A 15,070-nucleotide genomic window follows, 5' to 3' on the forward strand; every position below is an offset into this window, starting at 1 on the left:
AAATTTTAAATTAATCTAAACTCTTTAAATATAAATTAATATCAAAATTGATAAGATTTTTAGAACTAAGATTTTCATCTAAAATCTAAAATCTAAAATCTAAAATCTTTAAATATGAGCGAAACAATAGCTTTTAAACCGGAAAGTTTAGCACAGGTACACAAAATCATCGCAAGATATCCTGAAGGAAGACAAAAATCTGCCCTTATTCCTGTACTTCATTTGGCACAGAAAGAATTCGGAGGCTGGTTAGACGTTCCGGTAATGGATTATGTTGCAGAATTATTGAGTATCAAACCTATCGAAGTTTATGAAGTAGCTACTTTCTACACTATGTTCAACATGAAGCCGGTAGGTAAATATGTTCTGGAGGTTTGCAGAACCGGACCTTGCATGGTTTCGGGAAGTGAAAAAATCCTTGACCATATCCGTACAAAACTGAACATTAAAGACGGACAGACTACGGAAGACGGAATGTTTACTTTAAAACCTGCTGAGTGTCTGGGAGCTTGTGGATATGCTCCGATGATGCAGTTAGGGAAATTTTTCCATGAAAATTTAACGATAGAAAAAGTAGACGAGATCCTTGATCTTTGCAGAGAAGGACAGATCGCTTTAGACTAATAGAAATTTTAAATTCTACATTTTAGATTTTAAATTATTCACTTAACGTTTAATCATAATTAATGCAAGAAGCCAAAAGCCTATTGCAAGAAGCAAATAACAATGAGTAAAAAACTTTTACTTAAAAACGCACATATTGAAGGCATCCGCTACTTTGAAACCTACCGTAAAAACGGAGGTTATGAAGCTGCTGAAAAAGCCTTAAAAATGACTCCTGACGAAATTCTTGAAGAAGTAAAAGCTTCAGGGCTTCGTGGACGTGGTGGAGCAGGATTCCCAACAGGAATGAAATGGAGCTTCCTTGCAAAACCGGAAGGTGTTCCGAGACACCTTGTTGTAAATGCCGACGAATCTGAACCGGGAACGTTCAAAGACAGATATCTGATGGAGTTTCTTCCTCACTTACTGATCGAAGGAATGCTTATTTCATCGTACTGTTTAGGTTCAAATGTTTCTTATATCTACATCCGTGGAGAATACTCATGGATTCCCGATATTCTGGAAGAAGCCATTGAAGAAGCGAAGGCAGCAGGATTTTTAGGTAAAAATATTTTAGGAACCGGTTTCGATTGTGAAATTTACGTTCAGAGAGGTGGTGGAGCATACATCTGTGGTGAAGAAACCGCATTGCTTGAATCTCTTGAAGGTAAAAGAGGAAATCCGAGACTGAAACCGCCATTCCCTGCTGTAAAAGGACTTTGGGAAAGACCAACGGTAGTAAACAACGTTGAATCTATTGCGGCAGTTGTTCCGATCATTGAAATTACAGGAGCTGAATATGCTAAAATAGGAGTTGGAAGATCTACAGGAACAAAATTGATTTCTGCTTGTGGAAACATCAACAAACCCGGAGTGTATGAAATCGACATGACCATTACGGTTGAAGAATTCATTTACTCTGAAGAATATTGCGGAGGAATTAAAGACGGGAAAAGATTAAAAGCCTGTATTCCGGGAGGAAGCTCTGTTCCGATTGTTCCGGCTAATTTATTATTAAAAACCGTAAACGGAGAACCTCGATACATGAACTACGAATCTTTGGCTGACGGTGGATTTGCTACCGGAACCATGATGGGTTCGGGAGGATTCATTGTTTTGGATGAAGATCAGTGTATCGTAGAACATACCATGACTTTAGCGAGATTTTACAATCACGAAAGTTGCGGACAATGTACGCCTTGCCGTGAAGGAACAGGATGGATGTACAAGATTTTAAAGAAAATCGAGAAAGGAGAAGGAAAAATGGAAGACATCGATTTACTTTGGGACATCCAGAGAAAAATCGAAGGAAACACAATTTGTCCGTTAGGTGATGCAGCAGCTTGGCCTGTTGCAGCGGCTATTCGTCACTTCAGAGATGAATTCGAATGGCACATTAAAAACCCTGAGTTATCACAGACTCAGAACTACGGATTGGCACATTATGCAGATCCGATTCCTGCAGTTGAGAAGAATGCTTAAGATGAAAAAAATATTGGCAGTAGGTCTAATGATGTCGGGTTTTGTTTTCGGACAGGTAAAAAAAGATACATTAGAAGAAAAAGAATATAAACTGGAGGCGACTCCATACAAAGCTGAAAAAAAAGAAAAACCTTTACCCTTAAGCAAAAAAGGTCAGGTTTTCGTTTTCTACGGATGGAACAGAGCGGCTTACAGCAATTCTGACATTCATTTCTCGGGAAACGGTTATGATTTTCAGTTGAATAATGTCTCTGCGAAAGACAGACCAACGAAATTCGGAATTGTTTATTTCGATCCAAGCTGGTTTACAGTGACACAGTATAATTTCAGACTTGGTTATTTTATTAAAGATAATTTAGCTTTGGTTTTAGGAATTGATCACATGAAATATGTAATGAACCAGGATCAGACGGTTGGGTTTTCAGGAAATATTTCAGATCCGAAATATGCAGCGATGGTACAGAACGGGCAGGTAAATCTTGCTGATGAAAAGTTCCTTACTTTTGAGCATACAGACGGATTAAATTATGAAAATGTCGGGCTTGAAAAATATAAAAATCTGGTTCATAAAAAAAACATTGATCTGGTATGGTCTTACGGAGCCGGAATCGGGTTTATGTTTCCAAAAAGTAATGTAAAGCTTTTTGGTAATGAGAGAAGCGACCGTTTTCACGTTGCCGGAATGGGAACCGATTTAAGATCCAGTCTTAACCTTGTATTCTGGAAAAACTGGATGCTGAGAGCAGAAGTAAAAGCCGGGTACATCAATATGTGGGACATTAAAACGACATTAAATAATAAACCGGATAAAGCCAGACAGGATTTTGTTTTCGGACAGGTTCTCGCCGGAATCGGATATACATTTAATACAAAAAAGTATAATTAAAACAGAGCTTAATTGCTAAGGCAAAAGCGAAAAGCATAGAATATGAGCGAAGAGGTTAAAAAATTCAAAATAACGATAGACGGACAGACTACTGAAGTTTTGCCGGGTACTTCTATTCTGGAAGCTGCAAGACAAATCGGCGGAAAATCTGTACCTCCTGCAATGTGCTACTACAGCAAACTGGAAACCAGTGGCGGAAGATGCAGAACCTGCCTTGTGGAAGTTTCCAAAGGATCTGAAGCAGATCCGCGTCCTATGCCGAAATTGGTGGCAAGCTGCAGAACCAACGTAATGGATGGGATGGAAGTAAAAAATCTTACTTCCGAAAAAGCTCAGGAAGGTAGAAAAGCAGTTACGGAATTCCTTTTGGTAAACCATCCGTTAGACTGCCCTATCTGTGATCAGGCCGGTGAATGTCATCTTCAGGATTTAGGTTACGAACACGGAAATCTTGAAACCAGAACGGAATTCGAAAGAAATACGTACGATGCCGATGATTTGGGTCCGCACATCAAACTGAATATGAACCGTTGTATTCTTTGTGCAAGATGTGTACTCGCTGCAAACCAGTTAACCGGAGAAAGAGAACACGGAATTTTGTTCAGAGGAGATCACGCTGAAATTTCAACCTACTTAAATAAAGCTTTGGATAATGATTTCATCGGAAACGTAATCGACGTTTGTCCGGTAGGAGCATTAACCGACAGAACAGCACGTTTTTCAAGCAGAGTATGGTTTACAAAACCAATGAACGCTACCTGCAAATGTGATAAATGTTCCGGAAAAGCCGTAGTCTGGATGAAAGGTGACGAAATCGTGAGAGTTACCGCAAGAAAAGATCAGTGGGGAGAAGTTGAAGAATTTATCTGCGACACCTGCCGTTTCGACAGAAAAGAACTTTCTGACTGGAATATTGAAGGTCCGAGACACATCGACAGACATTCAGTAATTTCATTGAACCACTACGAAAAGCCTAAAGATGAACTAAGAGTTTTAGATAATCCGATGGCAAAGGAAATCAGTGAAAAAGACGAAAAATAATACTAAATTATAAATTTTAAATTATAGATTTTAAATGAATTACAATCTATAATCTAGAATCTAAAATCTAAAATTCAGAATGGATTTACTTACATTTAAACTTATACTTGTATTTGCGCTTTTCCTGCTTTCGTTAACGATTGCAGCCTACTCTACCTGGGCAGAAAGAAAAGTTGCTTCTATTATGCAGGACAGAATTGGTCCCAACCGATCAGGACCTTTCGGATTGCTTCAGCCTTTAGCCGACGGTGGAAAGTTTTTCTTTAAAGAAGATTTTACCCCTGCGAACGCAGAAAAATTCCTTTTCGTACTGGGACCGGCTTTGGTGATGTTTATTTCATTAATCACAGGCGCAGTTATTCCTTGGGGTAAAAGTTTAAATATTGCAGGTACTTCTTACGATCTTCAGGTGGCAAACATTGATGTTGGTGTACTATTCATAATCGGAATGGCTTCCATCGGAGTTTACGGAATTATGATCGGAGGTTGGGCTTCTAACAACAAATATTCATTATTAGGAGCGATCCGTGCTTCTTCTCAGATGATTTCTTATGAATTGGCAATGGGATTGGCTTTGCTTTCCATCATTATGATGACAGGAAGTTTAGATTTAAAAGAAATTACGGAAAGCCAGACAAACGGAAAACTGTGGGGATTCATTCCTTGGGTTTCGGGGCTTAACTGGAATATTTTCTACCAACCGATTGCTTTCTTAGTATTTATTGTAGCGGCTTTGGCAGAAACCAACAGACACCCTTTCGATTTACCTGAGTGTGAATCTGAATTGGTAACAGGATATTCTACAGAGTATTCTTCCATGAAATTAGGATTGTATATGTTCGGCGAATATGTGAATATGTTTATTTCGAATGCTTTCATGGTTGTTCTGTTCTTCGGAGGTTACAATTATCCCGGAATTGAATGGGTTACTCAGAACTGGGGCGAAAATACAGCCGGAATTTTGAGTATTGTGGCATTTTTAATTAAAACCATCATCGGAATTCTGATCTTTATGTGGATCAGATGGACACTTCCGAGATTCAGATATGATCAATTAATGCACTTAGGATGGAAAACTTTAATTCCAATGGCATTGGTTAACCTGCTGGTTACAGGAGCTGTAATTTTAGCATTTGGAAATTAATTAATTTGAAAATGAGCTGATGTGAAAATGTGATGATGCGATCAACTTCCATCTCCCGGCTTCCATCTTCTAACATTTAATAATAAAAAAAATGAAACTTACGAACAGATCAAAAGTTGTTTCTAATAAAGAAATGACCCTTGCTGAAAAAATCTACTTACCTGCGATTTTTACAGGAATGGGGATTACATTTAAGCATGCTGTAAGAACCGTATTGAAAGGGGCTCCCGCAGTATACTCGTATCCGGAAGTACAGAAACCGAGAGCAGAAATCTGGAGAGGTCAGCACGTTTTGAAAAGAGACGAGGAAGGCAGGGAAAGATGTACGGCTTGCGGACTTTGTGCGGTGGCATGTCCTGCAGAAGCAATTACCATGACTGCTGCAGAGAGAACCAAGGAAGAAAAGCATCTTTACAGAGAAGAAAAATATGCATCGGTATATGAAATTAATATGCTGAGATGTATTTTCTGCGGTATGTGTGAAGAAGCCTGTCCGAAATCTGCGATCTATCTTACCGACAGATTAGTGGACGTGGAAACCAACAGAGGTTCTTTCATTTACGGAAAAGATAAATTGGTAGAAAAAATAAATGAAAGGATTGACATCACAGAAAGACAATCCGAGAAACAAAAAAATGCGGTAAAATAATGGATCAGTTTTTATTTTTCTTGGTGGCGTTTTTAGCAGTGGCAAGTGCGGTTTACTTCGTTTTTGCGAGAAATCCTCTGTACGCTGTTTTGTCATTAATTGTTACAATGTTCTCTATTGCGGGCATGTACATCCTTCTGAATGCACAGTTCCTTGCGATTATCCAGATTATTGTGTATGCCGGAGCGATCATGGTATTGTTCCTTTACATTCTGATGATGCTTAACCTTAATAAACAAGACGAAAGTAAGAAGGGCAATACTTTAAAATTTGCCGGAGTTTTTACAGCAGGACTTTTGTTAATTGGAGTTTTAGGCGTTTTCAGAGGTGTTCAGCAGAACCAGATCGTTGTTGAAAATGTAGACAACGGAGTTGGTTTGACGAAAAATCTGGGAAGACTTTTGTTTAATGAATATGTTTTGCCGTTTGAGCTTGCATCCATCCTTATTTTGGCAGGTATTGTAGGTGCGGTATTAATCGGTAAAAAAGATCTATAAAATTATGGGAGAAGTAAATACATTTATACAAAGCGTCCCTCTGAATTATTTCATCATACTTTCATCAGTACTGTTCTGTTTGGGAGTTTTAGGAGTATTACTGAGAAAAAACGCGATTGTTATTTTGGGTTGTGTAGAGCTTATGCTGAATTCTGTAAACCTTTTACTGGCTGCGTTTTCTGCATACAAAGGTAATGGCGACGGACAACTTTTAGTTTTCTTCATTATGGTGGTTGCTGCTGCGGAAGTAGCGGTAGGTCTGGCAATTATTGCTATGCTGTATAGAAATACCCGTTCTGTTGATGTAAGTATATTTAATAAATTAAGAGGATAAGAATGGAAAATTTAGTGTATGCAATAATACTTTTACCACTTTTAGGTTTTCTTATAAACGGACTTTTCGGAAAAAATCTTCCAAAAATAGTTGTCGGTAGTTTGGCTACAGCAATGGTTTTTGCATCTTTCTGCATCGCAGTAAGTATTTTCATGAATTTTGATTCTGAAAGCCAGCCTGTCATTGTAAAAGCTTTTGAATGGTTCAGAGTAAACGGAGTTCAGATTAATTTCGGGTTCCAGATCGATCAGTTATCATTAATGATGGTGATGATCATCACAGGGATCGGATCTTTAATTCACCTCTACTCTATCGGATATATGAGCCACGATAAAGGTTTCTATAAGTTTTTCACTTATCTGAATCTGTTTATCTTCTCTATGTTGTTATTGGTAATGGGAAGCAACTACTTAATCCTGTTCATCGGATGGGAAGGTGTAGGATTGTGTTCTTATCTACTGATCGGATTCTGGTACACCAACGAAGAGTATGGTAAAGCGGCAAGAAAAGCGTTCATCATGAACAGAATTGGTGATCTTGCTTTATTGATCGGTATTTTCATGTTAGCTTCACAGACGAATGCTGTAGATTATTTAACAATCAAAGAAAATGCAGGAAAATTTGAATTGGACGGAACGGTAATCATTTTCATTACAACGAGTTTATTTATCGGTGCTACCGGTAAATCTGCTCAGGTTCCATTATATACATGGTTGCCGGATGCGATGGCGGGACCTACTCCGGTTTCAGCGTTAATTCACGCCGCAACGATGGTAACGGCAGGTATTTATTTAGTGGTAAGATCCAACTTCTTATTCACTTTGGCACCTACCGTTCAGGGAGTAATTTTATTCATCGGATTCTTAACGGCAGCTTTAGCTGGATTCTACGCGCTTCGTCAGAACGATATTAAAAAAGTACTGGCGTATTCTACCGTTTCCCAGTTAGGATTCATGTTCATCGCTTTAGGTCTTGGAGCTTATACAACAGCGATGTTCCACGTAATGACACATGCTTTCTTCAAGGCATTATTGTTCTTGGGAGCAGGATCTGTAATCCACGCGATGAGCAACGAACAGGATATGCGTTTCATGGGAGGTCTGAAAAAGTACATCCCGATCACACACGCTACATTCCTTATCGGAACATTGGCAATCTCAGGATTCCCTTTGCTTTCAGGGATGATTTCCAAAGACGAAATTTTAGTGGCAGCTTTTGCTAAAAATCCGGTATACTGGGTAATTTTATTTGTTTTAGCGGCTGTTACGGCTACTTATATGTTCAGATTGTATTATCTTACTTTCCACGGAGAGTTCAGAGGTACAGAAGAACAAAAACACCACTTACACGAAAGCCCTTCGAATATGACATTACCATTGATCGTATTGGCTGTTCTTTCTGTTTTGGGTGGATTAATTAACCTTCCTCACTTCATCGGTCACGGTCATTATGCCAAATTAATGGAATGGCTGAAGCCGGTTCTTACAGAGGAAAGCTTTAAACAAATGGAAGCAACTCTTTCGGGAGTTCCGTTTGGGACTGAAATGATACTTTTAGGAGCAACAGTAGTAATGTTCTTCTGCGTTTGGTTCCTTGTTAAAAATACTTATGTGAATAAGAAAAAACAGGCATTACCGGAACAGCAGTACACAGGATGGGAAAAACTGTCTGCTAAAAAATTATACATTGACGAAATTTACAATGCATTAATTGTAAAAACTGTTGAAGGATTAGGACGCGGAGGAAAGATGTTTGATAAAGGTATTCTTGATCGTTTTGTGGACTTCGTAGGTGAAGGAGCTGAAGACAGCGGAAAAGCCATGAAACGTATCCAGAACGGAAATGTTGAGAATTACATCTTAATCATGTCTTTGGCTGTGGGAATTATACTGATTGTTAACTTTATATTACAATAATGTCTGGTTTATTATTAACACTATTACTATTACCTCTGGTAGGTTCGGGATTAGTTTTTGCATGGAAAGATAAATCCAGCAAATATTTGGCACTGGGAATTGCGTTGGTACAAATGCTGATTACCTTCTACATCACTGCGGATTTTGATTTTAATCCTACGGTAGACAGCGTATTGCAGCACGAGATCAACTATCCTTGGTCACAATTCATGAAGAGCTCTCTTCATTTCGGAATCGATGGAATGAGTCTGCTTCTTTTATTATTAACCAATATTCTGGCGCCCATCATTATTTTATCTTCATTTAATGAAAATGTAAGCTACAGAAATACATTCTATGGTTTAATTCTGTTAATGCAGTTCGGTCTTGTAGGAGTTTTCACTTCGCTGGACGGTTTGCTGTTCTACATTTTCTGGGAAGTTACTTTGATTCCGATCTGGTTTATTGCCGGAATCTGGGGTCAGGAAAATAAAAGATTTGAATTCACTACGAAATTCTTCGTTTATACCTTCGTTGGATCATTATTCATGTTAGCAGGATTGATTTATGTATACAATCACTCTGCATCTTTTGCGCTGACAGATCTTTATAATGCCCAGTTAAACGAAACACAACAAACCGTTGTATTCTGGTTTATCTTCTTTGCTTTTGCAGTGAAATTGCCGGTTTTCCCTTTCCACACGTGGCAGCCGGATACGTATACCTATTCGCCAACACAAGGTTCCATGCTTTTATCAGGGATCATGCTGAAAATGGCGATCTATGGAGTTATGCGTTATTTATTACCAATCACTCCCCTTCCGATTGCAGGAATTTCAGGACAGATTGTGATCATTTTAGCTATTGTGGGAATTGTTCACGGAGCTTTAATCGCGATCATCCAGACTGATATGAAAAGAATTATTGCATATTCTTCTTTCTCTCACGTTGGATTAATGGTGGCAGGTATTTTTGCTTCAGCCGTAATAACCTTAAGAGGAAACTTCAATATCGAAGGAGCTGAAGGAGCTTTGGTACAGACTTTTGCTCACGGTATTAACGTTGTAGGTCTGTTCTACTGCTGTGATATTTTATACAAAAGATTTAAATCAAGAGACATCAGACAGATGGGAGGTTTGGCGAAAGTTGCTCCTAAGTTTGCCGTATTGTTCTTGATCATTATATTAGGTTCAATGGGAGTTCCATTGACCAATGGATTCATCGGGGAATTTATCCTGTTGAAATCGGTATATGATTTTAACGGATTGGCAGCAGTAATTGCAGGTCTTACCGTAATCCTTTGTGCTGTCTATTTATTGAGATTCTACGGAAAAGCAATGTTCGGACAGGGTGATGAAGCTGTTTTAAGCACAGTAAAAGATCTTTCTGCAGTAGAATTCTCTGTATTGGCAAGTTTAGCGGTTTTTGTGATTGTATTTGGTATTTTCCCACAACCGATAATCGAAATGGTGAATAGTTCGTTGAAGTTTATCTACCAATCAATGGTAAGCTAATTTGATATTTTAAGAAATGAGTGTTTTAATTATTGTTTTCCTAACGGCAGTTGTTGCGTTATTTTCAGGAGTTTTTGAACAAGGGAAATTCGCAAGATACATTGGGATTTTGGGATTAATCATCGCATTATGGGTAAGTTTCATGCCGGAATGTGCTTTCTTCGGACAGTACAAACATATGTATGACTACACCGCCAATACTGCGCTATTCACAAAAATATCAATCGTAACGACATTATTGTTGTTCTTTCTGGGCGGTTTTGCATTCAGCAACCACAGAAGCCACCAGTCTGAACTGTATGCTTTAATGCTTTTCGCTCTTTGTGGCGGGATTATCCTTTTCGGATATCAGAATATGGTAACGCTGTTCTTAGGAGTTGAAATCCTTTCTATTCCTTTATATGTAATGGCGGGAGCTAACAAAACAGATCTGAGATCCAACGAAGCTTCCATCAAGTATTTCCTGATGGGTGCATTCGCAACAGGTTTCCTGTTATTCGGGATCGCATTTATCTACGGAAGTGTAGGAAGTTTCGATTTATATAAAATTCAGGACTTCGGAGTTTCAAACCCGAAAGATGTGATGTTCATCTTAGGTGTTCTTCTGATTCTTTGTGCATTGGCATTTAAAGTTGCTTTAGCACCTTTCCATATGTGGAGTCCGGATGTTTATTACGGAGCCCCTTCATTAATCACGGCTTTCATGGCGAGTGTGGTAAAAATCTCAGGATTTTTCGCATTATTCAGATTAATGACGATAGGATTTGGCGGAGTTACAGAAAACTGGATTAATGTTTTCGGAGTATTTTTAATCATCACATTGCTTTTGGCAAACGTTATGGGATTGGCTCAGACAAATGCGAAAAGAATGTTGGCATACTCTTCAGTTTCTCACGCAGGATACATCGGTTTGGTATTCTTCGGAATGACAAGTCTTTCTACTTATAATTTAGCCTTCTATTTATTTGCATACGCTTTGGCTACAGTGGGAGTTTTCATGTGTCTGATTTATGTTGAAAAACTGAAAAGAGAAACCTCTTTCGGAGCGTTTAAAGGATTGGCAAAAACAGAACCTTTATTGGCAACGACTGCATCAGTTTCCATGCTTTCAATGGCAGGAATTCCTTTAACCGCAGGTTTCATGGGGAAATTCTCTTTATTTTCTCAGGCGATGAATTCTCAGCACGGAGTTTTCCTTGTTTTGATCGCTGTTTTAGGTTCAGCCGTTTCCATTGCTTATTATTTAAGACTGATTATTTCTATGTTCTTCTTCAAAGAAAGTACATTTAAATCTTCAGAAAAAGTAACGATCACGTACAACATCGTAGGAGTATTTGTTATTGCTTCAATCGTTGTTCTGGGAGTTTTCCCTGATCTGTTTGCAAGACTTTTCGGATTATAAAAAATCTTATTAAAATAGAGAACCACAACCTTTAAGTTGTGGTTTTTTTTTACCTTTACTCTAAATTTCAGTTTTTGTGTCACAGCTATATAAAAAAGACACTCCATTTCAGGTTTTTATTTCATTCAAAAAGTATTTGGATGTGTTGGAACACATTCGGTACAACGACCGTCTGGAATACCGCGCCAATTATGCTGAATCTCTAATTGAGAAAACCAAAAATTTCAGCGAATTCCGCGAGGGATTTCAGGAAGTATCTTTTCTGGAAAAAAACGAAGACCTCATCAAGCTTTTGCTTGCAGACCTCTTCCCTACCGGACTTACAAACAACGAAATAAAAGCGGCAAGCGTTCCGGTTTCCAATATCACCTTTAATTATACAGACCGTTTTAAAGCCATCTTAAAAGATGCGGGAAAAGACTTTGAAATCGAGATGCGTGATATTGATGACGACGAATTTTATGTATTCTGCTGCTGTCTTATTTTACAGAGCTATTTTAAAAAAGACATCAAAAGTACCATTCCTTTTTATTATGACATTCCCAATGCGCAGGGAATCATGAAGCACTATAAAATTACCGTGAATGCAGATTTCACGGAAATCTATCCGGCTGAAGGAACAAAAATACCTTCGGATGAAATTCTGGATATTTTGCTGGAAAACTTAGACGATTTTAAGCTCTGGAGAAAATATTTCCCTCCGGAATCATGGATCTTAAAAGGTTTTACCATTATTTCTCTGGTAGACTGCACTACAGAAATAGCCCTGTCTGATCTGAAATCTACCATGATTGAAGTAGATACAGAAAATTTCTCGCAGGATAAAAACCTTATTGAAATATTTAAATCTTACTTTGATATTGCAGAGCTGAATTTTGGTTTGATGCTTTACAATAAGAAAGAACAGCGGCTGGAAAAAATGCCGGTGTATGAAAATATTTTCACCAATCATATTCTGAACTTCTGGATCAATGCCATAGACGAAAACACCAGGAAAAGTACAATCATCAATCTGCATTACAATCCGAAGCCTATTGTCATCTCAAACCTCAACCATCTAGATGAAGAGGCGAAAGCAAAACCTTCGTTCAGCATTTTAAAGGAAAATAACATCAACAGCTTTATGGTTATTCCGATTGTGAAAGACAATGAGCTTTTGGCTATTATGGAATTTACCTCCCCCATTCCGAACAGTTTCAACGGTCTGAAACTGAAAAAAATGGAATCGTTCAGCAACATGATTATTTTCTCGCTGAGCCGATTCAGTTTTGAAAAAAATTATCAGATCGAGGCGATCATTCAGCGTGAATATACAACGATTCACGACAGCGTGGTCTGGAAATTCAGAAACGAAGCCGAAAAATATTTCAATGCTTCGCTTGGCAATAAAATATATTCTTTAAAAGAGATTTCATTTAAAAATCTTACTCCGCTCTTTGGCTTTTCAGACATCCGTTCTTCTTCGGAAAAAAGGTATAATCTGATGCTCGAAGACCTCAACCAACAGATTGATGGTCTTCACGAGATTTTTAATCTAACCCATTCAGATTCGGAAAAGTTTTTACTGGCTTTAGATATTTTTGAAAATGAACTCAACAATGAAATAAAAGCGGATACCGAACAACGGTTCCAGCGATTGGTAAGAGAAGAAATTCATCCTTATCTTCAGGCTAAACTGGAAGTAAAATCCTCCAGTGAAGTAAAGGCAAAAATAAAAGATTATTTTGCACAGGTTTTTAGCCAGACCGATCTCTTTTACACCAACAGGAAAAGTCTGGATGATTCGATAACCTTGGTCAACAGAAAACTGGCGGATGTTCTGGATGAAGCCCAGATACAGGCACAGCAGATTTTTCCGCACTATTACGAACGGTTTAAATCAGACGGGGTGGAGCATAATTTGTACACCGGACAAAACATTGCGCCCGATCTTCATTACCATTCAAAAATTGTTAACAAACTTCGTTACTGGCAGTTAAAGACAATCTGCAATATGGAAATTGAATTCAGGAATTTCAAAAAAGATCTTCCGGTGTGTCTTGATATTGCCTCGCTGATTTTTGTGTATAACGAAAAAATAGATATCCGCTTCAGAATGGATGAAAAACGTTTTGATGTAGACGGAGCCTATAACTCGTACTATGAAATCATTAAAAAACGGCTCGATAAAGCGCACGTAAAAGATTCAGACGACAGAATTACCTGTCCCGGAAAAATAACCATCGTTTATTTCGGGATGGAAAACCAGAGAGAATATCTGGATTACATCAATAAGTTACAAAAGAAAGGAGTTCTCCAGAACGACATTGAATTCTTAAAAGTAGAAGACTTGCAGGGAATTACAGGACTTTTAGCATTAAGAGTTTCATTAGCACAATAAAAAAGCTCATCCGGTCGGGTGAGCTTCTTCATTTGTTTCGTATTTATCTAAAGACTTAAAAACGCATATCCGAAAGACAAAACAGAAATTACAATTCCTGCCATAAATATCTTGTATGTAATGGATAAAAGCCTGTATTTTCTGTCTAAAACCTTTCCTAGGAAATACAAATCTTTCACCATAGAATCATAGATATAATCGCGGTCTTTGATGAGAACATTCATTGCATTCTGATAATCATCAAAAATCATCCTGTTGAAATTTCCGAAGAATAAAAGATTCACCTTTCTGTCGGCAACATCCTGTAAGCTGAATTTTGCTTTTGTTACATTCGGTTTTGTGGATAAGATCGCAAAAATGATGGTAAGAACCGCAGATAAAAGCAGGATAAAACTTGGAATAATCAAATGCGAATTCTTAGGCGTATCCAGCTTCGGAACCAGAACGGAAAGACAAACCGAGATGATGATCGCATTTACAGAAAGAAGAATATTCGCTTTGCTGTCGGCAATATCACTCAGCCTTGTATGATTGCTTAACGTAACTCTGAACAGCGTATCTACACTTCTGTCGGATTTCGGCTCTTTTTCTTTCGACTTTTTATTTTCAGAACTTTCTTTTTTATCCTCGTCTTTTTCCAACTTCTTTTCAATTTTTTTAATGTTTTTCTCCTTCAGAGGCTGCCATTCTTTTTTTGCATACTCTGTGTAGAACTGATGCTTATTTTTAAGCATATCCAGATTTCCTGCATTCCATTCGTCGTTAGAATAGCAGCGTACATTCGTAAGCTCCCATTCTTTCCTCAATGCATCGGAAATATCGTTATAATCGTGGCTTGCAAAATGGCTGCAGTCTGCATCTTTCACTATTTTTTCCAGAAGATTCTGCGGAACGTACGTTATTTTGGTTGCCAAAATAAGCTTCGAAACATCCTCGATATAGCTTTCCGGATAATTTTCCTGCTGCAGAAAATTTTTCATAATCTTTACACCTGCCTCTTCATGATTTTTGGCACACTCTATGTAACCAGTATCATGAAACCAAAGAGCCAGAATCACTTTTTCCTGATCTTCTTCAGAAAGAGGAGTGCTTCTGAGAATTTCTTCGGCCTTATTTACCGTGAAGGTAGTATGTATAAAATTATGATAAGAATATACTGAAGATAGTTTATCTTTGAATAAGGTTTCGACATAGTCTTTTGCTTTTTGTAAAATATTCATCATCGAAATTTTATTAATGTAAA

Annotated in this window: 13 protein-coding genes; 12 read left to right on the forward strand and 1 reads right to left on the reverse strand. The window is 38.0% G+C overall.

The window, feature by feature from the left end:
* Positions 1–114: 114 nt before the first annotated feature.
* From BW951_RS11880 to BW951_RS11935, 12 genes are all read left to right on the forward strand, one after another.
* The gene (locus BW951_RS11880) at positions 115–624 is read left to right on the forward strand and encodes an NADH-quinone oxidoreductase subunit NuoE family protein (RefSeq protein ID WP_076393021.1); all 510 of its coding nucleotides are present in this window, start codon (positions 115–117) and stop codon (positions 622–624) included.
* A gap of 102 nt (positions 625–726) precedes the next feature.
* Positions 727–2,085 (forward strand): NADH-quinone oxidoreductase subunit NuoF, encoded by a 1,359-nt coding sequence (gene nuoF / locus BW951_RS11885; RefSeq protein ID WP_076393023.1) that lies wholly within the window; start codon positions 727–729, stop codon positions 2,083–2,085.
* 1 nt (position 2,086) lies between these two features.
* Entirely contained in the window at positions 2,087–2,971 is an 885-nt protein-coding gene (locus BW951_RS11890; protein WP_139326151.1) for a hypothetical protein, read from the forward strand.
* Positions 2,972–3,013: 42 nt separating this feature from the next.
* A complete protein-coding gene (locus BW951_RS11895; RefSeq protein WP_076393025.1) occupies positions 3,014–4,012 on the forward strand; it encodes an NADH-quinone oxidoreductase subunit G in 999 nt (332 codons plus the stop codon).
* Positions 4,013–4,091: 79 nt separating this feature from the next.
* Positions 4,092–5,156, forward strand: coding sequence for an NADH-quinone oxidoreductase subunit NuoH (gene nuoH / locus BW951_RS11900; RefSeq protein WP_076393027.1), 1,065 nt, complete (start codon positions 4,092–4,094; stop codon positions 5,154–5,156).
* A gap of 91 nt (positions 5,157–5,247) precedes the next feature.
* On the forward strand, positions 5,248–5,805 hold the full coding sequence (locus tag BW951_RS11905) for a NuoI/complex I 23 kDa subunit family protein (RefSeq protein ID WP_027380121.1): 558 nt from the start codon (positions 5,248–5,250) through the stop codon (positions 5,803–5,805).
* Positions 5,805–6,302 carry an NADH-quinone oxidoreductase subunit J family protein gene (locus BW951_RS11910; protein WP_076393029.1) on the forward strand — a complete coding sequence of 166 codons (498 nt, stop codon included), beginning with the start codon at positions 5,805–5,807 and terminating at the stop codon, positions 6,300–6,302. Before BW951_RS11905 ends, BW951_RS11910 begins: the two co-directional genes overlap by 1 nt.
* 4 nt (positions 6,303–6,306) lie before the next feature.
* Positions 6,307–6,636, forward strand: a complete 330-nt coding sequence (nuoK, locus tag BW951_RS11915) for an NADH-quinone oxidoreductase subunit NuoK (RefSeq protein WP_034703571.1) — start codon at positions 6,307–6,309, stop codon at positions 6,634–6,636.
* Positions 6,637–6,638: 2 nt separating this feature from the next.
* On the forward strand, positions 6,639–8,552 hold the full coding sequence (nuoL, locus tag BW951_RS11920) for an NADH-quinone oxidoreductase subunit L (protein ID WP_076393031.1): 1,914 nt from the start codon (positions 6,639–6,641) through the stop codon (positions 8,550–8,552).
* Entirely contained in the window at positions 8,552–10,045 is a 1,494-nt protein-coding gene (locus BW951_RS11925) for a complex I subunit 4 family protein (protein ID WP_076393033.1), read from the forward strand. Before nuoL ends, BW951_RS11925 begins: the two co-directional genes overlap by 1 nt.
* A 16-nt stretch (positions 10,046–10,061) precedes the next feature.
* Positions 10,062–11,447: an NADH-quinone oxidoreductase subunit N gene (locus BW951_RS11930; protein ID WP_076393035.1), complete on the forward strand. Its 1,386-nt coding sequence runs from the start codon at positions 10,062–10,064 to the stop codon at positions 11,445–11,447.
* Between the two features lie 76 nt (positions 11,448–11,523).
* The gene (locus tag BW951_RS11935; protein WP_076393037.1) at positions 11,524–13,827 is read left to right on the forward strand and encodes a GAF domain-containing protein; all 2,304 of its coding nucleotides are present in this window, start codon (positions 11,524–11,526) and stop codon (positions 13,825–13,827) included.
* Between the two features lie 47 nt (positions 13,828–13,874).
* Here the strand turns inward: BW951_RS11935 and BW951_RS11940 are convergent, their stop codons facing one another.
* Positions 13,875–15,047, reverse strand: a complete 1,173-nt coding sequence (locus BW951_RS11940) for a Pycsar system effector family protein (RefSeq protein ID WP_076393039.1) — start codon at positions 15,045–15,047, stop codon at positions 13,875–13,877.
* Positions 15,048–15,070: the final 23 nt, after the last annotated feature.

It is taken from the genome of Chryseobacterium gambrini (genome assembly GCF_900156825.1).
Classification (GTDB): domain Bacteria; phylum Bacteroidota; class Bacteroidia; order Flavobacteriales; family Weeksellaceae; genus Chryseobacterium; species Chryseobacterium gambrini.

Bases quoted from the DNA above. Each gene is read 5' to 3' on its own strand.
- BW951_RS11890 (WP_139326151.1), top strand. From the start codon at position 2,087: ATGAAAAAAATATTGGCAGTAGGTCTAATGATGTCGGGTTTTGTTTTC.
- BW951_RS11880 (WP_076393021.1), top strand. From the start codon at position 115: ATGAGCGAAACAATAGCTTTTAAACCGGAAAGTTTAGCACAGGTACAC.
- BW951_RS11910 (WP_076393029.1), top strand. From the start codon at position 5,805: ATGGATCAGTTTTTATTTTTCTTGGTGGCGTTTTTAGCAGTGGCAAGT.
- BW951_RS11905 (WP_027380121.1), top strand. From the start codon at position 5,248: ATGAAACTTACGAACAGATCAAAAGTTGTTTCTAATAAAGAAATGACC.
- nuoF (WP_076393023.1), top strand. From the start codon at position 727: ATGAGTAAAAAACTTTTACTTAAAAACGCACATATTGAAGGCATCCGC.
- BW951_RS11925 (WP_076393033.1), top strand. From the start codon at position 8,552: ATGTCTGGTTTATTATTAACACTATTACTATTACCTCTGGTAGGTTCG.
- nuoL (WP_076393031.1), top strand. From the start codon at position 6,639: ATGGAAAATTTAGTGTATGCAATAATACTTTTACCACTTTTAGGTTTT.
- BW951_RS11940 (WP_076393039.1), bottom strand. From the start codon at position 15,047: ATGAATATTTTACAAAAAGCAAAAGACTATGTCGAAACCTTATTCAAA.
- BW951_RS11895 (WP_076393025.1), top strand. From the start codon at position 3,014: ATGAGCGAAGAGGTTAAAAAATTCAAAATAACGATAGACGGACAGACT.
- BW951_RS11930 (WP_076393035.1), top strand. From the start codon at position 10,062: ATGAGTGTTTTAATTATTGTTTTCCTAACGGCAGTTGTTGCGTTATTT.
- nuoK (WP_034703571.1), top strand. From the start codon at position 6,307: ATGGGAGAAGTAAATACATTTATACAAAGCGTCCCTCTGAATTATTTC.
- nuoH (WP_076393027.1), top strand. From the start codon at position 4,092: ATGGATTTACTTACATTTAAACTTATACTTGTATTTGCGCTTTTCCTG.